General features: G+C 69.2%; 20 protein-coding genes and 1 tRNA gene. 18 read left to right on the top strand and 3 right to left on the bottom strand.

The window, feature by feature from the left end:
• Positions 1 to 173 precede the first annotated feature (173 nt).
• From ribH to ACWH43_RS14040, 7 genes are all read left to right on the top strand, one after another.
• The gene (ribH, locus tag ACWH43_RS14070) at positions 174 to 698 is read left to right on the top strand and encodes a 6,7-dimethyl-8-ribityllumazine synthase (RefSeq protein WP_158444646.1); all 525 of its coding nucleotides are present in this window, start codon (positions 174 to 176) and stop codon (positions 696 to 698) included.
• A complete protein-coding gene (gene nusB / locus ACWH43_RS14065; protein ID WP_158444647.1) occupies positions 695 to 1,162 on the top strand; it encodes a transcription antitermination factor NusB in 468 nt (155 codons plus the stop codon). The genes ribH and nusB overlap by 4 nt, the downstream gene beginning before the upstream one ends.
• 152 nt (positions 1,163 to 1,314) lie before the next feature.
• Positions 1,315 to 2,310, top strand: a complete 996-nt coding sequence (thiL, locus tag ACWH43_RS14060) for a thiamine-phosphate kinase (RefSeq protein ID WP_158444648.1) — start codon at positions 1,315 to 1,317, stop codon at positions 2,308 to 2,310.
• Between the two features lie 37 nt (positions 2,311 to 2,347).
• Positions 2,348 to 3,559, top strand: coding sequence for an MFS transporter (locus ACWH43_RS14055; protein WP_158444649.1), 1,212 nt, complete (start codon positions 2,348 to 2,350; stop codon positions 3,557 to 3,559).
• A 37-nt stretch (positions 3,560 to 3,596) separates the two neighbouring features.
• Positions 3,597 to 4,397, top strand: a complete 801-nt coding sequence (gene allE, locus ACWH43_RS14050; protein WP_158444650.1) for a (S)-ureidoglycine aminohydrolase — start codon at positions 3,597 to 3,599, stop codon at positions 4,395 to 4,397.
• A 213-nt stretch (positions 4,398 to 4,610) separates the two neighbouring features.
• Positions 4,611 to 6,767, top strand: coding sequence for a sodium-translocating pyrophosphatase (locus ACWH43_RS14045; protein WP_158444651.1), 2,157 nt, complete (start codon positions 4,611 to 4,613; stop codon positions 6,765 to 6,767).
• Between the two features lie 343 nt (positions 6,768 to 7,110).
• Complete coding sequence (locus ACWH43_RS14040) at positions 7,111 to 8,037, top strand: DMT family transporter (protein ID WP_158444652.1); 927 nt, start codon at positions 7,111 to 7,113, stop codon at positions 8,035 to 8,037.
• A 78-nt stretch (positions 8,038 to 8,115) separates the two neighbouring features.
• On the opposite strand, the gene ACWH43_RS14035 is transcribed toward ACWH43_RS14040, so the two are convergent.
• Entirely contained in the window at positions 8,116 to 8,613 is a 498-nt protein-coding gene (locus ACWH43_RS14035; RefSeq protein WP_158444653.1) for an outer membrane protein assembly factor BamE, read from the bottom strand.
• Between the two features lie 200 nt (positions 8,614 to 8,813).
• On the opposite strand from ACWH43_RS14035, the gene ACWH43_RS14030 reads away from it, so the two are divergent.
• The 7 genes from ACWH43_RS14030 to sugE all read left to right on the top strand — a co-directional run bounded on the left by ACWH43_RS14030 (position 8,814) and on the right by sugE (position 13,582).
• Positions 8,814 to 9,311, top strand: a complete 498-nt coding sequence (locus ACWH43_RS14030; RefSeq protein ID WP_260347880.1) for a ubiquinol-cytochrome C chaperone family protein — start codon at positions 8,814 to 8,816, stop codon at positions 9,309 to 9,311.
• A complete protein-coding gene (locus tag ACWH43_RS14025; protein ID WP_158444655.1) occupies positions 9,301 to 9,858 on the top strand; it encodes a YceD family protein in 558 nt (185 codons plus the stop codon). Before ACWH43_RS14030 ends, ACWH43_RS14025 begins: the two co-directional genes overlap by 11 nt.
• Positions 9,859 to 10,022: 164 nt before the next feature.
• Entirely contained in the window at positions 10,023 to 11,081 is a 1,059-nt protein-coding gene (gene plsX / locus ACWH43_RS14020; protein ID WP_158444656.1) for a phosphate acyltransferase PlsX, read from the top strand.
• A gap of 12 nt (positions 11,082 to 11,093) precedes the next feature.
• On the top strand, positions 11,094 to 12,071 hold the full coding sequence (locus ACWH43_RS14015) for a beta-ketoacyl-ACP synthase III (protein WP_158444657.1): 978 nt from the start codon (positions 11,094 to 11,096) through the stop codon (positions 12,069 to 12,071).
• Between the two features lie 190 nt (positions 12,072 to 12,261).
• The gene (locus tag ACWH43_RS14010) at positions 12,262 to 12,576 is read left to right on the top strand and encodes an integration host factor subunit alpha (protein ID WP_158444658.1); all 315 of its coding nucleotides are present in this window, start codon (positions 12,262 to 12,264) and stop codon (positions 12,574 to 12,576) included.
• A gap of 41 nt (positions 12,577 to 12,617) precedes the next feature.
• Positions 12,618 to 13,091: a MerR family transcriptional regulator gene (locus ACWH43_RS14005; protein ID WP_260348052.1), complete on the top strand. Its 474-nt coding sequence runs from the start codon at positions 12,618 to 12,620 to the stop codon at positions 13,089 to 13,091.
• A 173-nt stretch (positions 13,092 to 13,264) separates the two neighbouring features.
• Positions 13,265 to 13,582, top strand: a complete 318-nt coding sequence (gene sugE / locus ACWH43_RS14000) for a quaternary ammonium compound efflux SMR transporter SugE (RefSeq protein WP_158444659.1) — start codon at positions 13,265 to 13,267, stop codon at positions 13,580 to 13,582.
• 9 nt (positions 13,583 to 13,591) lie between these two features.
• Here the strand turns inward: sugE and ACWH43_RS13995 are convergent, their stop codons facing one another.
• Complete coding sequence (locus ACWH43_RS13995; RefSeq protein ID WP_377785403.1) at positions 13,592 to 13,753, bottom strand: hypothetical protein; 162 nt, start codon at positions 13,751 to 13,753, stop codon at positions 13,592 to 13,594.
• Between the two features lie 69 nt (positions 13,754 to 13,822).
• Positions 13,823 to 14,782 (bottom strand): LysR family transcriptional regulator, encoded by a 960-nt coding sequence (locus ACWH43_RS13990; RefSeq protein ID WP_158444660.1) that lies wholly within the window; start codon positions 14,780 to 14,782, stop codon positions 13,823 to 13,825.
• 397 nt (positions 14,783 to 15,179) lie between these two features.
• Between ACWH43_RS13990 and ACWH43_RS13985 the strand changes: the two genes are divergently transcribed.
• From ACWH43_RS13985 to ACWH43_RS13970, 4 genes are all read left to right on the top strand, one after another.
• Complete coding sequence (locus ACWH43_RS13985; protein ID WP_158444661.1) at positions 15,180 to 16,112, top strand: ring-cleaving dioxygenase; 933 nt, start codon at positions 15,180 to 15,182, stop codon at positions 16,110 to 16,112.
• Positions 16,113 to 16,187: 75 nt separating this feature from the next.
• A complete protein-coding gene (locus ACWH43_RS13980) occupies positions 16,188 to 16,811 on the top strand; it encodes an alpha/beta hydrolase (protein WP_158444662.1) in 624 nt (207 codons plus the stop codon).
• A 340-nt stretch (positions 16,812 to 17,151) separates the two neighbouring features.
• Positions 17,152 to 17,229, top strand: a tRNA-Pro gene (locus ACWH43_RS13975).
• A gap of 271 nt (positions 17,230 to 17,500) precedes the next feature.
• Complete coding sequence (locus ACWH43_RS13970) at positions 17,501 to 17,815, top strand: hypothetical protein (protein WP_158444663.1); 315 nt, start codon at positions 17,501 to 17,503, stop codon at positions 17,813 to 17,815.
• Positions 17,816 to 18,147: the final 332 nt, after the last annotated feature.

The following is an 18,147-nucleotide window of genomic DNA, read 5'->3' as shown; positions in this document are numbered from 1 at the left end:
TCATCCCGAACGCTGTCGTCCCGGCCGAAGCGGAGCGCAGAGCCGGGATCCATGCCTGAACCTTAGTCGGAAACGCTCAGGCATGGATCCCGGGTCTCCCTCCGGTCGCCCGGGATGACGGCGTATCATGTTTCGGGCGCGAACCGACTGTTGCTGATTTAAGGACAAGAACCATGGCCGGACCCCGGCAGATCTCGGCCCAGGAGGCCGCAACTCCCGCGCTCGACATCGACGGCGCCCGCGTGCTCGTGGTCGAGGCGCGCTTCTACGACAAGCTCGCCGACGAGCTCCTCGCGGGCGCGACGGCGGTGCTCGAAAAAGCCGGCTGCCGCGTCGACGTCGTCACCGTTCCCGGCGCGCTCGAAATTCCCTCCGCCATCGTCATCGGCCTGCGCGCCGCCGACGAGTCGGTCGACCCCTATGAGGCGGTGGTCGCGCTCGGCACCGTGATCCGCGGCGAGACCGGCCATTACGACATCGTCGCCGGCGAGAGCGCGCGCGCGCTGATGGACCTGTCGGTCGCCTTCGCGCTGCCGCTCGGCAACGGCATCCTGACGGTCGAGAACGAGGCGCAGGCCTGGGCCCGCGCCAACCGTTCCGAGATGGACAAGGGCGGCGGCGCGGCCGAGGCGGCGCTCGCCGTGCTGCGCTACAAGCGCTCGCTGGCCGAGGCCGCCGAGCCGGAGCAGCCGGAATGAGCCGGGCCGAGAAGCGGCGCGGCGCGCGCCTCTCGGTCGTGCAGGCGCTCTACGAGATGGAAGTCGGCGGCCGCGGCGTCAACGAGGCCATGGCCGAGTTCGAGGCGTTCTGGATCGGCAAGGAGGTCGAGGAGATCGCATTGCCGCAGGCGGAGATCGCCTTCTTCCGCGACCTGCTCGGCGGCGTCGTGCGCGAGCAGCGGCTGGTCGACCGCACCGTCGACGAGCTGCTGGCCAAGGGCTGGCCGCTGAAGCGGGTCGAGGCGGTGGTGCGCGCCATCCTGCGCTCGGGCGCCTATGAGCTAGCCTTCCGCAAGGACGTGCCGGCCCGCGCCGTCATCTCCGAATATGTCGCCGTCGCCCGCGCCTTCTACGATGGCGAGGAGATCGGCATGGTCAACGCCGTGCTCGACCGCATGGCCCGCGAGTTCCGCGCCGACGAGTTCGACATCCCGGCGGCGTAGTCACACGCTGCCGTCGTCCCGGGCGACCAAAGGGAGACCCGGGATCCATGCCGGAGCGTTTCCGGTGGCGGTTCGGGCATGGCTCCCGGATCGGCGCGGCTGCGCCGCTTGTCCGGGATGACCGGGGAGCGGCCGGGGAGGGCGTTTGAGTAATGACCGATGACCAGCGCCCCGGCGAATTCGAGCTGATCGAGCGCTATTTTGCGCCGCTCGCCGGGCCGGGCGGGCTCGACCTGCGCGACGATGCCGGTCTGCTGCGGCCCGGCCGCGGCTACGAGGTCGTCGTCACCGCCGACGCGCTGGTCGCCGGCGTGCATTTCTTCCCGGACGATCCCCCCGCCGCGATCGGCTGGAAGGCGCTCGCGGTCAATCTCTCCGACCTCGCCGCCAAGGGCGCGAAGCCGGACGGCTTCGTGCTGACCATCGCCCTGCCGCGCGACTGGACCGAGGCGTGGCTGAAGGACTTCGCCGCCGGCCTCGGCACGCTGGCGGGGCAGGCCGGCTGCCCGCTGATCGGCGGCGACACCGTCTCGACCGCCGGCCCGCTCACCCTCTCGGTCACCGCCTTCGGCACGGTGCCGGCCGGGCGGATGGTCCGCCGCGCCGGGGCGCGGCCGGGCGATGTCGTGCTGGTCTCGGGCACGATTGGGGACGGCGCCCTCGGCCTCGCGGTCCATGGCCCCGACAGGCCCGGCTGGGTCGCGGCGCTCGACGACGAACAGCGCCGCTTCCTCGCCGACCGCTATCTGCATCCGCAGCCGCGCATCGCCCTCGCCGAGGCGCTCCAGCGCCATGCGAGCGCCGCCATGGACGTCTCGGACGGCCTCGTCGGGGATCTCGCCAAGCTCCTGAAGGCCTCCGGCATCGGCGCCGAGATCGACCTCGATTCGGTCCCGCTCTCGGCGCCGGCCCGCGCCGCGCTCATGGCCGATCCCGCATTGGCGGAACTGGCCTGGACCGGAGGAGACGACTACGAAATTCTCTGCACGGCGTCTGAAAGAGATTATTCTGCTCTGATCGCGGCGGCTGCGGAGCGTGGCGTTCCGCTGGCGCCGATCGGCCGGATCGTCCCGGAGGCGGACGCGGTGCGTTACAGCGGCAAGGGCGGCGGGCAGGGTTTCGCGCGCGGTTCCTTCTCCCATTTCTGACGGGCGGCTCCGCGCGGCGCCGCGGAACGGCGTAGTGATGAACCAGCATGTCCCGGTCGCCGAGGGCGACAGGCTCGCCAAGCGCAACGCGCTTATCCTCTCGGGCGCGCAGGCGCTCGGCGGGGCCAATCCCGCGATCGTGGTCTCGCTCGGCGGCCTCGTCGGGGCCCAGCTCGCTTCCGACCAGACCTTCGCGACCGTGCCGGTCAGCCTCCTCCAGCTCGGCATCGCGGCGGGCGTCATCCCGGCGGCGATGATCATGCGCCGCCTCGGCCGTCGCGGCGGCTATCTCATCGGCGCCCTGGTGGGCGCGGCCGGCGCCAGCCTGGCGGCCGGCGGCGTCACCTCCCGGCTGTTCTGGCTGTTCTGCCTCGGCACCTTCGTCTGCGGGCTCTACGGCGCCTTCGTGCAGAGCTACCGTTTCGCCGCCGCCGATACGGCGAGCCCGGCCTTCCGGCCGAAGGCCATCTCCTGGGTGATGCTCGGCGGGCTGGCGGCCGGGATCATCGGCCCGCAATCAGTCTACTGGACGCGCGACCTGACGCCGGCCGCGCCCTTCGCCGCGAGCTTCCTCGCCCAGGGCGGCCTCGCCCTGCTCGCCATCTGCATCGTCTCGCAATTGCATGCGCCGCCGGTGAAGGCGGTCCGCAGCGATCTCGGCCGTCCGCTCGGCCCGATCATGCGGCAGCCCAAATTCATCGCCTCGGTGATCGCCTCGCTCGTCGCCTACGGGCTGATGAGCTTCGTGATGACGGCCGCCCCGATGGCGATGGTCGCCTGCGGCCATTCGGTCGGCGACGCCGCGCTCGGCATCCAGTGGCATGTGCTGGGCATGTACGGGCCGAGCTTCTTCACCGGCAAGCTGATCGAGCGCTTTGGCAAGGAGGCGATCACCATCGTCGGCCTCGTCCTGACGGCGCTGGCGGCGGTCGTCGGCCTCGCGGGCCTGAGCGTCGCGCATTTCTGGCTCGCCCTGGTGCTGCTCGGCATCGGCTGGAATTTCGGCTTCATCGGCGCCACCGCCCTGGTGACCGACTGCTACCGGCCGGAGGAGCGGGTCAAGGTGCAGGCGGCCAATGACTTCCTGGTCTTCGGCTCGGTGGCGATCGCCTCCTTCTCGTCCGGCGGCCTGCTCAGCCATGGCGGCTGGGACGCGGTGAACTGGCTCGTCTTCCCGCCGGTCGCGGTCGCCTTGCTGCTGGTTATCTGGCAGCGTACGCAGAAGCGCACCGCCAGCCCGGCCGCCTGAGCGGCACCGGCTGCCCCCGGCGCGGAAAGGCGAAGAGATGAACCAGCGCGTGTTTCCGGCGGCCACGGGCCGCGTCCCGCCCGGGGCGATCGGCCATAACCGTGGCGTCGTGCGCCCGAACTACGCCTTCATGCCGCCCGAGGGCGTGCTCGTCAGCCGCCTGCCGCACTACAAGGACACGATCGCGCGCATCCTCGCCGCGCCGGTGCTGGGCGCCGGCTTCGCCCAGTATGTGCTCGAGATCGCGCCCGGCGGCGGAACCGCGGCCGCCTTCGCGGAGGAGGGCGTCCAGCATTTCTTCTACGGGCTGGCGGGCGAGGCGGCCTTCGGCCTGGCCGGAAGCGCTGCGAAGCCGCTGGCGGCCGGCGGCTTCGCCTATCTGCCGCCGGGCACGCCCTTCACCCTGCGCAACCAGACGGCCGAGACGGTGCGCGTGCTCGCGCTGCGCAAGCGCTACGAGCCGGCGCCGGGCTTCGCCGTCCCGGAGCCGATCCTGTCCCATCAGGACGCGGTGCCGATGACGAATCACACCGGCATGGAGGGGCGCGGCTTCCAGTTCCTGCTGCCCTATGGCGATCTGCGCTTCGACTTCGAGATGAACCTGATGTGGTTCAAGCCGGGCGTCTGCTTCCCGGCGGTCGAGACCCATGTGATGGAGCATGGTCTCTACATGCTGGAGGGGCAGGGCCTCTACCTGCTCGGCGCGGAGTGGCACGAGATCTGGGCGCGGGATTTCATCTGGATGGGCGGATACTGCCCGCAGCAATTCTATCCGACCGGCCAGGGCGACGCCTGCTACCTGCTCTACAAGAACGTCAACCGCGACGTGCCGCTCTGACCTCGCTTCCGCGAACGGCTGACATTCGAGCGGATTTGTAAGCGCGGCGGTTTGCGCTCCTCGCCGAAACTTGCCACAAATTCGCCTGACACTGGCGACGCAGAGCGGGCCTTTTCGTCTTAGGGCCCGTTTTTTCGCTGCCTGACGTCCAACGCTGCAAAAGAGGAGCGGCAGCGCTCCCGACGGCTCGGAAGCTCAAGGTCAGGAAAACGAATGTCAGCTCTGCTTCTCATCATCATATTGAGTGCGCTTTCCATAGCCTATGGCGTCTGGGCCTATGGCGACGTGATGAAGCGCGACGCCGGCAACCAGCGCATGCAGGAAATTTCCGGCGCGGTGGCCGAAGGCGCGCAGGCCTATCTCAAGCGCCAGTACATGACCATCGCGATGGTCGGCGTCGTGCTCTTCGTGCTGCTCTTCTGGCTGCTCGGCAAATGGGTGGCGATCGGCTTCCTGATCGGCGCGGTGCTTTCGGGCGTCGCGGGCTTCATCGGCATGAACGTTTCGGTGCGCGCCAATGTCCGCACCGCTCAGGCCGCGATGCAGTCGCTCGGCGCGGGGCTCGACGTCGCCTTCAAGGCGGGTGCGGTCACCGGCCTGCTGGTCGCGGGCCTGGCCCTGCTCGGCGTCGCCGTCTATTACGGCGTGCTGACCTCCGGCCTCGGCTTCGAGCCCGCCAGCCGCACGGTGATCGATTCGCTGGTGGCGCTGGGCTTCGGCGCCTCGCTGATCTCGATCTTCGCCCGTCTCGGCGGCGGCATCTTCACCAAGGGCGCGGATGTCGGCGCCGATCTCGTCGGCAAGGTCGAGGCCGGCATCCCCGAGGACGACCCGCGCAACCCGGCGACCATCGCCGACAACGTGGGTGACAATGTCGGCGACTGTGCCGGCATGGCCGCCGACCTGTTCGAGACTTATGCGGTGACGCTGGTCGCGACCATGGTGCTCGCGGCGATCTTCTTCGCCGGCCAGCCGGCACTCGGCACGATGATGCTCTACCCGATGGCGATCGGCGCGGCCTGCATCGTCACCTCGATCATCGGCACCTTCTTCGTCAAGCTCGGCGCCAACCAGTCGATCATGGGCGCGCTCTACAAGGGCTTCATCGCCGCGGGCGTGCTCTCGGTCGCGGCGATCGCGGCCGTGAACTTCGCCATGTTCGGCGGCTTCTCGGCGGCTTTCACCACCGCGCAGGGCGTCACCTTCACCTCGGGCGCGCTCTTCGGCTGCGCGCTGGTCGGCCTCGCGGTGACGCTGCTCATCGTCGTCATCACCGAATACTACACCGGCACCGGCAAGCGCCCGGTGGTCTCCATCGCCCAGGCCTCGGTGACCGGCCACGGCACCAACGTCATCCAGGGCCTCGCGGTCTCGCTGGAGGCGACGGCGGCGCCGGTCATCGTGATCGTCGCGGGCATCATCGTCGCCTACAGCCTCGCCGGCCTGTTCGGCATCGCCGTCGCCACCACCGCCATGCTGGCGCTGGCCGGCGTCGTCGTGGCGCTCGACGCCTTCGGCCCGGTGACCGACAATGCCGGCGGCATCGCCGAGATGGCGGGCCTGCCCAAGGAGGTGCGTCACTCCACCGACGCGCTCGACGCGGTCGGCAACACCACCAAGGCGATCACCAAGGGCTATGCGATCGGCTCGGCCGGTCTCGGCGCGCTGGTGCTGTTCGCGGCCTATACCTCCGACCTGAGCTTCTTCATCGGGGAGGCCAACAAGGCCGGCTCCACGGCGTTCCAGTACTTCAAGGGCGTCACGGTCGACTTCACGCTGTCGAACCCCTACGTCGTCGTCGGCCTGCTGCTCGGCGGCCTCATCCCCTTCCTCTTCGCGGGCATGGGCATGACGGCGGTCGGGCGCGCGGCCGGCTCGGTGGTCGAGGAGGTGCGCAAGCAGTTCCGCGAGAAGCCTGGCATCATGGAAGGCAAGGACCGGCCCGATTACGGCCGCGCCGTCGACATGCTGACCCGCGCCGCGATCAAGGAGATGGTGGTGCCCTCGCTGCTGCCGGTGCTGGCGCCGATCGTGACCTATTTCGTGATCTACTGGATCGCCGGCAAGAACAACGCCTTCGCGGCGGTCGGAGCCATGCTGATGGGCGTGATCGTCACCGGCATCTTCGTCGCGATCTCGATGACCTCGGGCGGCGGTGCCTGGGACAACGCCAAGAAGAGCTTCGAGGACGGCTTCGTCGACAAGGACGGGGTGCGCCACATGAAGGGCTCCGACGCGCACAAGGCCTCGGTGACCGGCGACACCGTCGGCGACCCCTACAAGGACACGGCGGGCCCCGCCGTGAACCCGGCGATCAAGATCACCAACATCATCGCCCTGCTGCTGCTGGCGATCCTGGCGCATTCCTGAGCGCGGGCTCTTGCCTGAACCATTCGACCCGCGGCGAAAGCCGCGGGTTTTTCTGTGGGCGATCCACGCCGTCGTTGCGAGCGCAGCGAAGCCATCCAGCGGGGGCCGGATCGAACGTTTCAGCCCGGTCCTCCTGGATTGCTGCGACGCTCCGCTCCTCGCACTGACGAAGCGGGTCGCGTGCGGAGAAAAATCCCCGATAAAGCAAAAGCTTGCGAGTCCCACTTGAATCAATGCGGCAGCCGCTTGAATCAACTCCGCAAGTTACGGCCGCGAGCGTAGCGTTGCCGCATGCATCGGCATCGCGCCGCTGGCATGGTCCCGGCCCGACCGAGGAGAGACCATGTCCGCGCCAACGCTCGAAACTCCCGCCGCCGCCCCGAACCGCACCACCGAATTCGCGCTGCTGCTGGCGCTGGCGACGCTCTGGGGCGGTTCCTACAGCTTCATCAAGCTCGGCGTCGAGACGATCCCGCCCTTGACCCTGATCGCCGCCCGCACATTGATCGCCGGCGCGATCCTGCTCGCGGTGATCCGCTGGCGCGGCCTGCGGATGCCGCGCGACGGCGTGGCCTGGCGGCGCTTCCTGACGCAGGCCCTGCTCAACAGCGTCGTGCCCTTCACGCTGATCGCCTGGGCCGAGCGCAGCGTCGATGCCGGCCTCGCCTCGATTCTCAACGGCACCACGCCGGTCTTCGTCTTCCTGATCTCGCTTGCGCCGATGCGGGGCCGCCGCCCCGACTGGCGCAAGGGCCTGGGCGTCGCGGCCGGCGTCGCCGGCATCAGCCTGATCGTCGGGTTCGACGCCTTCGCCGGGCTGGGGATGCAGGCCCTGCCGCAGCTCGCCATCGTCGCCGCGACCGTCGCCTATGCCTGCGCGGCGCTGTTCGGCCGGCATTTCGCCGGCATGGACCCGCTGCTGCCGGCCGCCGGCTCGATGCTGGCGGGCACGGCGCTGCTGATCCCGGCGGCGTTGATCGTCGACAGGCCGTGGACGCTGACGCCCTCGCGGGAATCGGTCCTCGCGCTGCTGGCCCTGTCCGTCTTCTCGACCGCGCTCGCCTTCGCCATCTATTTCCGGCTGATCCGCACGCTCGGCTCGGTCGGGACGACGGCGGTATCCTATCTGCGCGTGCCGATCGGGGTGACGATCGGCCTCGTCTTCCTGGGCGAGCGCCTGCAGCCGACGGCCTGGGCCGGGCTGGCGCTGGTGGTTCTCGGCGTCATGGCGATGACGCTGCCGGAGCGCAGGGCGCCGGCCTCGGGCTGACCGCGGGCCAGGTTCCTGAAAAAACGAACCCCGCGACGCGGTCGCGGGGTTGCCCTGTTCCGGGAGGCGCCGCCGCGGTCAGTTGCTGCTCAGCCCGCCCAGCGGGTTGAACTTGGTGACGCCGCGGAAGAGGTTGCGCAGGAAGCTCTGCTCCTCGCCGCCGGCCGGGGTGCGGCGGCTGATGAAGTCGAAGATCACGCCATCCTGCAGGCCGTAATTGGCGATGCGCTCCACCTTGAAGCTCTTGTTGAAATAGATCACCAGCACCTGCTGGTCGATGATCTGCGGGTCCTGGAACTGGAAGCGCCGGCGCATCCGCTGGCTGATATAGTAGAAGGTGCGGTTGCCGACCGTCGAGGTCGTCGAGGGCGTGCCGAGGATCTGCAGCACGGATTGCACGTCCATGCCGATCTTGATCTGCGCCACGAGTGCGTCGTCCATCACGAAGCCGCGGTTGAACTCCTCGTTGATGCCGGTCGATGTCGGCAGCATGAAGCCGCCGGCGTCGGGGCCGCAGCCGGCGAGCGCCAGGGACGAGGTCGCGAGGGCTCCGAACAGGGCGGTACGGCGGGACATGGGATTCATGCGGGCACGGTCCAGAGGCGGGGCGGATGGTGACGGTCTGTGATCGTTCCAAGCCGCTTGTCAAAGGGGGCAGGGTTGGCGTAACGCCCGAGGATGGCTTTGGCAAGGCGAGGACGCCGGCAACGCGACCGGGCGAAGGCAAAGGTGTGATTTTCGGCTGGTTCGGCAAGCGTGCGCAGCGGCGCGCACCTGTGGATGCGCTGTTCGGGCGGGTCGCCGAGGCCTCGCGCCGGCCGGCGCTCTACCTCGAAGGCGGCATTCCCGACAGCTTCGAGGGCCGCTTCGAATCGCTGACGCTGCACATGTTCCTGGTGCTGCGGCGGCTGCGCGAATTGCCGGCGCCCGCCGGCGAGCTGTCGCAGGAGCTGATCGACGCCTGCTTCGGCTATCTCGAACTCGGCTTCCGCAATGGCGGCGTCAGCGACATCGCCGTGCCGAAGCGGATGAAGAAGATCGGCCAGATGTTCTACGGCCGCATCCAGGCCTGCGAGGCGGGCTTCGCCGCGCCGCAGGACGAGGCCCTGGTCGAGACCCTGCGCCGCAACGCCTCGCCTTCGGGCGCCCCGGCCCTGGCGGCCTATCTGCGCGCGGTGCGGACGGAGTTCGCCGGCCTCGGCCTCGATGCGCTTCTGCACCGGGAGCCGCTCTTTCCCGCCTTCGCGAGCGAGGAGGCCGCGCATGACGCCTGACCATCCGGAGGCCTCGCCCTTCCGCCATCCCGTCCGGGTCGAGACCATTCGCCAGCGCGGCACCGAGATCGTGCTGGAGGCCGATGCCGGGCAGCGCGCCGCCATCGCCGCCGCGCTCGGCCTGCCTTCGGTCGAGGCGCTGAGCGCACGCTATCTGGCGATCCGCAACGGCGAACGGGTCAAGCTCGAGGGCCGGATCGCGGCGCATCTGCACCAGAGCTGCGTCGTCACGCTCGAACCCTTCCCGGTGAAGCTCGACGTGCCGGTGAAGCTCGATTTCGCGCCGCAGGAGGATCCGCAGGCCGTCCCGCGCCGCGGCGCGGAGGCCGCCGGCATCGACATCGAGGTCCTGCTCAACGAGGACGACCCGCCCGAGCCGATCGTCGACGGCGTCATCGATCTGGGCGCGATCACGCTCGAATTCCTGGCGCTTTCGCTCGATCCCTATCCGCGCAAGCCCGGGGTGAGCTTCGAGCCGCCGGCACCGCCGGACGAGGAGGTCTCTCCCTTCGCCGCGCTCGCGAAACTGAAGCGCGACGCGACATGATGCGGTCGATGCGCCGCTCGCGGCCGGACACGGATCACGACGATGATTGAGCAGCGCCAATCCGCCTGCGCGGCTTGCGAGTTGATCGCAAACCGCTATTGTCCGGCCGGCAAAGAGCCGCCCCGGATCGAAGGTCGGCCGCTTCCGGGACACACCAGAACTCCATGACACGACCAGTTACAATCGCGCTCGATGCGATGGGCGGGGATCACGGCCCGTCCGTCGTCATTCCCGGCGCCGCCTTGATGCTGGAGCGGCGCCCGGATGCGCGCTTCGTCATGTTCGGCGACGAGAAGACCGTCCTGCCGCTGCTCGACCAGCACCCGAAGCTCAAGGCCGTGACGAGCTTCCACCACACCGAGATCTCGGTGAAGATGGACGACAAGCCGAGCCAGGCGCTGCGCTACGGCCGCTACAAATCCTCGATGTGGCGCGCCATCGACGCGACCAAGACCGGCGAGGCCGATGTCACCGTCTCGGCCGGCAACACCGGCGCGCTGATGGCGATGTCGAAATTCTGCCTGAAGTCGATGGCGCAGGTCGACCGGCCGGCGATCGCCTGCCTGTGGCCGACGGCGCGCGGCGAGAGCATCGTGCTCGATGTCGGCGCCACCATCGGCGCCGATGCCCGCCATCTCGTCGACCTCGCGGTGATGGGCGCGGCCATGGCCCGCGTCGTCTTCGATCTCGACCGGCCGACGGTCGGCCTGCTCAATGTCGGCGTCGAGGAGATCAAGGGCGTCGAGGCGGTCAAGGAGGCGGGCCGCATCCTGCGCGAGGGCAATCTCCCGCATCTGGCCTATCACGGCTTCGTCGAGGGCGACGATCTCGGCAAGGGCACGGTCGACGTGGTGGTGACGGAAGGCTTCACCGGCAATATCGCGCTGAAGACCGCCGAGGGCACCGCCCGCCAGATCGCCTCCTATCTGCGCGCGGCGATGGGCCGGTCGCTGATGGCCAGGATCGGCTATGTCTTCGCCCGCGGCGCCTTCGCGGCGCTGCGCGAAAAACTCGATCCGCGCAAATCCAACGGCGGCGTCTTCCTGGGGCTGGAAGGCATCGTCATCAAGAGCCATGGCGGCACGGACGCCGTCGGCTTCGCCAGCGCCGCCGAACTCGGCTACGAGATGGCGCGCGAGGACCTGATGGCGAAGCTGCGCGAGATGGTCGCCGCCAGCAGCCAGCCGGCGCCGTCGGCGGTGCAGCCGGCCGAGACCGAATAGGGAAAACGTTTCTTGTCCATCTTGCGCTCCCAGGTCATCGGTTGCGGTTCCTATCTTCCCGCCCGCATCGTCACCAATGCCGAACTCGCCGCGCGCGTCGACACCAGCGACGAGTGGATCGTCCAGCGCACCGGCATCCGCCAGCGCCATATCGCGGCCGATGACGAGCCGACCTCCGTGGTCGGGCTCAAGGCGGCGCAGGACGCCATCGCCGATGCCGGCATCGACGCCTCCGAGATCGACCTGATCGTCGTCGCCACCGCGACGCCGGACCACACCTTCCCCGCCACCGCGACGCAGATCCAGGCCGCGCTCGGTATCACCGGCGGCGCCGCCTTCGACCTGCAGGCGGTCTGCTCCGGCTTCGTCTTCGCGCTGGCGACGGCCGACAAGTTCCTCACGACGGGCGCGGCGAAGACCGCGCTGGTGATCGGCGCCGAGACCTTCTCGCGCATTCTCGACTGGGAGGACCGCGCGACCTGCGTCCTCTTCGGCGACGGGGCCGGCGCCCTGGTGCTGCGGGCGGTGCCGGGCGAGGGGACGCTGAAGGATCGCGGCGTGCTCGCGACCCATATCCGCTCGGACGGGCGCTACAAGGACAAGCTCTATGTCGATGGCGGCGCCGGCTCGACCAAGACGGTCGGCTTCCTGCGCATGGAGGGCAAGGAGGTCTTCCGCCATGCCGTCAACAACCTGGCCGAGACGGTGCGCCACACCTTCGCCGAGACCGGGCTCTCCGGCGCCGATATCGACTGGTTCGTGCCGCATCAGGCCAATCGCCGGATCATCGACGCCACCGCGGACAAGCTCGGCATCAGCCATGACCATGTCGTGCTGACCGTCGACCGCCATGGCAACACCTCGGCGGCCTCGATCCCGCTGGCCCTGGCCGAGGCGCATAAGGACGGCCGCATCAAGCCCGGGCAGCTCGTTCTGATCGAGGCGATGGGCGGCGGCTTCACCTGGGGGTCGGCGCTGATCCGCTGGTGAGCCGGCTTTCGGAATTCGCGCAATTTGTGATGTTTTCTCGCCAATTCGGGCCGTTTTTGGCCGCCGCGGTCGCAAATCCCGTGTTCGAGGATTGACCGGGGCGGCGGGGGCGCCTAGCGTCCGCCGTCCGTATTTGGCGAAAGGTGGTGGCTCGATGCCGCCGCCCGTGATCCGCCTTTGGAGGATGTGAATGTCGGGGCAAACGGTGACTCGTGCGGATCTGTGCGAGGCTGTCTACCAGAAGATCGGGCTGTCGCGGACGGAAGCGTCGAAGCTGGTCGAGACCGTGCTCGACGAGATCTGCAATGCGGTGGCGCGCGGCGAGAATGTGAAGCTGTCCTCCTTCGGTTCTTTCGTCGTGCGCGACAAGGGCGAGCGAATCGGGCGTAATCCCAAGACGGGCGTCGAGGTGCCCATCGAACCGCGTCGCGTCATGGTGTTCAAGCCCTCGAACGTGATGAAGGCCCGCATCAACGGGCAGTTGAGTGAGGGTGAGGCCGAGTGAAGCTCGAGTTCCACGCCGGCGAAGCGGATGCGGAGGCCGAGATGGACACCAAGAGCCCGGACGCTTTCCGGACCATCAGCGAGGTCGCCGAGGACCTCGACGTTCCCCAGCATGTGCTGCGTTTCTGGGAAACCCGCTTCAACCAGATCAAGCCGCTGAAGCGTGGCGGCGGGCGCCGCTACTACCGTCCCGACGACGTCGCCCTGCTCAAGGGCATCCGCCGCCTGCTCTATGGCGAAGGCTATACGATCAAGGGCCTGCAGCGCATCCTCAAGGAGCAGGGGCCGCGCCATGTCCAGGCGATCGGCCGCGGCGCCCCGGTCGGCCCCGCGAGCGATCCCGGCTCCGCCGCCCCGGCGGCAGGCGTGCAGCCCGCCCATGACCGGACGCCGCCGCGCCAGCCCGTCCCGGAAGGGCTCGACGACATCACGGTGCTGACGGCGGTGATGGCGGAGCTGGGCGAGTGCCGCCGCATCCTCGAAAACGCGCTGAAGCCGGCCGACGAGCCGGCCTGAGCCGGCAACCGCCCGGTCGCGGCGCGCGAATCCTCCCATCGCAGGGGTGGGGGCGCATCGGCGCTTGAACGGCTGAACCCGCATATTAGCTTGCAGGGCGAGGACGACCTCGGGCGAGCAGCCTTCTCTTCTTCAGGCGTGGACGACCTCGCCGGATTCCTCAGGAGGCCGTCATGGCCTGGTTCACTCTTGTCATCGCGGGACTGTTCGAGGTCGGCTGGGCGATCGGGCTGAAATACACCCATGGCTTCACCCGGCTGGGACCGACCGCCTTCACCGTCGCCAGCATGGCGGTCAGCCTCGGGCTGCTCGGGCTGGCGCTGAAGAGCCTTCCGGTCGGGACGGCCTATGCCGTCTGGACCGGCATCGGCACGATCGGCACCGCCATCCTGGGCATGGCCCTGCTCGGCGAGCCGGCGAATGCACTCCGGCTCGCCTGCATCGGCCTCATCGTGGCCGGCATCGTCGGGCTGAAGCTGGTCTCGGCCTGAGCGGCAGGCTCAGCGGCGGCGCAAGGCCTCGGGCCAGTAGCCGCCGCGTTCCAGCGCGACGACCAGGATGATGATGGCGAGCGTCACCACGATCGTCATCAGCTTGGCGTTCCAGGGCACGCCGCGGCCGATCAGCCAGAGCAGCGCGAGGCCGGCGATGAGCGGAACCATGATCTCCATGGCGCGATCATAGCTTGCTTCGGCCGCGGGCAGAACCGTCGCCGGCAATCCGGCGGGGATTCAGTCCTGGGCTTCGTCGCGCGGGGAGGCGACGGTCCGGTCCCCTTCGACCAGCGGCTTGAGGCGCGCGAGCGCGCCGAAGGCGAAGTCGAGGAACAGCCGCACGCGCGGCGTGTGCCGCAGGTCGGGATGGGTCAGGAGCCAGAGATCGGCGGCGAGGTCCGGGTCCGGCGCCGCCAGCCGGGCCAGGCCCGGCCGCACGTCGCCGATGAAGCAGGGCAGGAAGCCGATGCCGATGCCGGCCTCGATCGCCTCGGCGAGGCCGAGCACCGTGTTGAGCCGGTAGACGACACGCTCCGCCGCGACATGGCGCGCGAGGTAGCGCACGGCGCTCAACTGGGTGAACTGCTCGCCCAGCGACACCCATTGCCGCTGCCACAGCGCCTCGATCGGCGGCAGTTCCGGCCCGGGGAAGTCTGAGCTGCGGCCGTAGAGCGCCCAGGCGATGCGGGCGGGCTTGCGGCCGATCAGGGTTTCCGGCGGGTTGTCGGTGGCGCGGATGGCGATGTCGGCGTCGCGCTTCGAGAGATTGGCGGCCTGGTTGCCGATCAGGATGTCGAGCCGGATGTCCGGGCACTGCGCCAGGAACTGCGCGAAGACCGGCGTCAGCAGGTCGACCAGCAGCGTGTCGTTGGTCGCGATCCGCAATTCGCCGGCCGGCTTGATCTCCTGGCCGGCCAGCCGGCGCGTGAAGGCGTGGATGTCGTCATCGACGCGGCCTGCGAGCTGGACCATCTCTTCGCCGGCAGGCGTCGCGATATAGCCGCTGCGGTGGCGCTCGAACAATCTGACGCCGAGCGCCTCCTCGATCTGGCCGAGCCGCCGGAACACCGTGGAATGGTTGATGCCGAGGGCCGTCGCGGCGGCGGGCAGGGCGCGCTTGTCGGCGATCGCCTTGATCAGCCGGAAATCGTCCCAGGCCAGCGATTTGGCCGGGTTGGAGCGGGGAGCGGACGTCATCGCGCCACTCTCCGCCAAGGCGGTTTCGTGTTCAAGCGCGGCGCGAGGCGTGCGCGCGCCGCATCCGCGAGGGCCGGGCTCAGGCAAGGGCGGCCTTCGCCGGCAGGAGCGCGCGCTCGGAGCGCAGGGCGAGGGCTCCCTAGGAGGCGAAGCGGGTGTCGGTCATGGTCGTGTTTCCGGGGGAGTAGGAAGATCTCGCCGCCGAAGGTCGGTCTGCATTCGTTGCAATTAAAATTGTAATTTTAGTCATATGACATTGCGTTGAAGCAATGCGTTTGCCCTGGCGCCCGGAGCGAACACTGACGATCTTTCGGCCAACGGCGACGCCGCTGCTCCCCGGAACGCTCCGGTCTGGCGGCGCCCGCCAAAGCACTCTTCGAAACGGAGGATCGTCATCATGCAGATCAATGGACTCCACCACGTCACCGCCATCTCCGGCCCGGCCCGCCGCAATCTCGACTTCTACGGCCGCGTGCTCGGCCTGCGCCTGGTCAAGAAGACCGTCAATTTCGACGATCCCGGCACCTATCATCTCTATTACGGCGATGCCGACGCGGCGCCGGGCTCGATCCTGACCTTCTTCCCCTGGGACCAGGCGGCCCCCGGCCGTCTCGGCATCGGCGAGACGCAGGAGACCGTCTTCCGGGTGCCGGAAGGCGCAATCGGCTTCTGGACGCATCGCTTCGTCGAGCTCGGCGTGCCGCATGAGGCGCCGGCGAAGCGCTTCGGCGAGTCCGTCCTGAGCTTCCGCGATCCCGACGGGATGCGGCTGGCTCTGGTCGGCCTGCCCGGCGTCGAGTCCGAGCCCTGCTGGACCGAAGGCGGGATCGCGGTCGAGAACGCGATCCGTGGCTTCCACAGCGTCAGCCTGCTTCTGGCCGACGCCGCGCCCACGGCGGCGATCCTGACGGACATCTTCGGCTTCGCCGAGACCGCCCGCGAGGGTTCGCTGATCCGCTATGCGGTCGCGGGCACGAAGGTCGGCGGCGTGATCGACCTGCGGGTCGCCGGCGGCTTCCTGCCGGCCCGGCAGGGCGCGGGCTCGGTGCACCACATCGCCTTCCGGGCCGCCGATGACGCGGCGCAGGAGGAGATGGTGCGTCGCCTGGTCGAGAACCATCGCATCCGGACCACGGAGCAGCGCGACCGGAACTACTTCCGTTCGGTCTATTTCCGCGAGCCCGGCCATGTCCTGTTCGAGATCGCGACCGATGTCCCCGGCTTCGCCGTCGACGAGCCTGCCGCCGAGCTGGGCCGCGCGCTCAAGCTGCCCGCCGGGCTGGAAGCGCACCGCGCCCAGATCGAGGCCGTCCTGCCCGCGCTCGACTGAGCGGACGCGACCCCGCCGCCCTGCCGCCATCCATGGAGCAGGGCGGTCCCTCCGCTTCCCGAAGGGAGAGAACCCATGACCGAGACCAAGGCCGATACCGGCTTCATTCATGTCTTCGAGTCGGGCGGCGATCCGGCTCGCAAGCCGCTTCTGCTGCTGCACGGCACCGGAGGCGACGAGCGCGACCTGCTTGCGCTCGGCCGTTCCGTCGCGCCGGGGGCGAGCCTGCTCTCGCCGCGCGGCAAGGTGCTGGAAGGCGCAGCGCCGCGCTTCTTCCGCCGCCTGGCCGAAGGCGTGTTCGACGAGGCCGACCTCCGCCGCCGCACCCATGAGCTCGCCGATTTCATCGTGGACGCCCGGTCGCGCTACGGCCTGCCGGCGCCGATCGCGGTCGGCTTCTCCAATGGCGCCAACGTCGCGGCGAGCCTTCTGCTGCTGCGCCCCGAGGCGCTGGCTGGGGCGGCGCTGCTGCGCGCGATGCCGCCGTTCCGCGATCCGCCTTCCGCCGATCTCTCGGGCAAGCCCGTGCTGCTGCTTTCGGGCCTGCTCGATCCGATCGTCCCGGCGGCGGACTCGGAAAGGCTGGCGGCGCTGCTCGCCTCGGAGGGCGCGGCGGTGGAGCATCGCAGCCTGCCTGCCGGCCACGGCCTTTCCCAGGCCGATCTCAGCCTGCTGACCGGCTGGCTGAGCCGGGTCTGAGGCGGGTTCATCCCGGGCGGCCCCTGGCCGCCCGTCGCATGTTGCATTCGGCCGGAAGGCGGCAAGGGACGCGGCAGCGGGCGGGAAACCAGCCCGCTTCGGGCCGGTTCCTTGCGGGGACAGGGGAGGCGAGGGGCGCGGCCGCCGGCGTCCGGAGCTCGATCCTCGGCCGGAAAATGCGTTGCCGGACCGAAATCCACAACCGGGATGAGCGAAGCAGGGTTAAATCGCCCGGCGCGGGCGGCGTTCGGTCGTGTCGGCGGCGGAATCAGAAACTAATCCTTCCGCCGTATCGAAGCGGATTGCATCCGGGGCAGTGCGCCACTATAAGCCGTTGCGTCGGAGCGTAGCGCAGCCCGGTTAGCGCACTTGTCTGGGGGACAAGGGGTCGGAGGTTCGAATCCTCTCGCTCCGACCATCTCTTCAATCAGAACAGCGAATTGAGCATCGCAGGGCCACGGGCCCCAAGGGTGGTTTCCGGCGTGTCCGCCGGAGATCGGCGGCGCGGATTCCCGGCATGGAGGCGGGCTTTCTTCCGTCCAGGCGGGACCTCATGCTCTGCGATCGCATTTGGGAAAAGGTTCTCCGGCCCCTAACATCGTCCGGCATGAACGCTTTCCGACGGCGGCGTTCATGAACCATTGAGCTTTCACCGTGTTGATTGGTCAGACGAACCTAAGGAGTTTCGCATGCGATTTCTTGTCCTGTCCGCCGCCATTGCCCTGGGCGCCGCTTTCGGCACCCCCGCCCTGGCATCCGAAGCCCTGCCGCAGGATCTGGCCCAGCGCCTGGACAAGGCGCCGATCGCGTTCACGATGACCGCAGCGAAACAGCGCCGGCTCATGATGATGCAGGGCGCCCGGCCGCATGGCTATGGCCGCCCCGGCTACGTTCGTCCCGGCTATGGCCCGCGCCCGGGTTACGGCCCGCGTCCCGGTTATGGTCCGCGCCCCGGCTACGGCCCGCGTCCGCGTCACGGCTACGGTCCGCGCCCGCGCTGGTGATGATCCGGCGGTGACCCGGAAGGCCGAACACGAAAAAGCCCCCGCCGGACGCCCGGCGGGGGCTTTTTCATCGGAGTGTCATCGGGGCAGCCGCGCATCGTCGCCGGAGCAGAGGCGAATGAGCTTCGCGTTGCGGATACCGCAGCCGCAGACCCGGTCCGCGCGCAGCGGACAAGCGCCCCAGCGCCTGTCCCCGAGCCTGCGATCCGCTAACCAGCCGACGAGGCCGGCCGCCACCATTCCCATGCAAACCGCGATTTCCGTGACCATCTCAAACCCTGCTGATTCGAGGGCTTGGTAAGGGCGCTTCGCGCGCGCCTCATTGAGCTGGC

This window comes from Allobosea minatitlanensis (genome assembly GCF_964020775.1).
The sequence above is the reverse complement of the archived record's forward strand: the minus strand, read 5'-3'. Positions and strand labels throughout refer to the sequence as shown.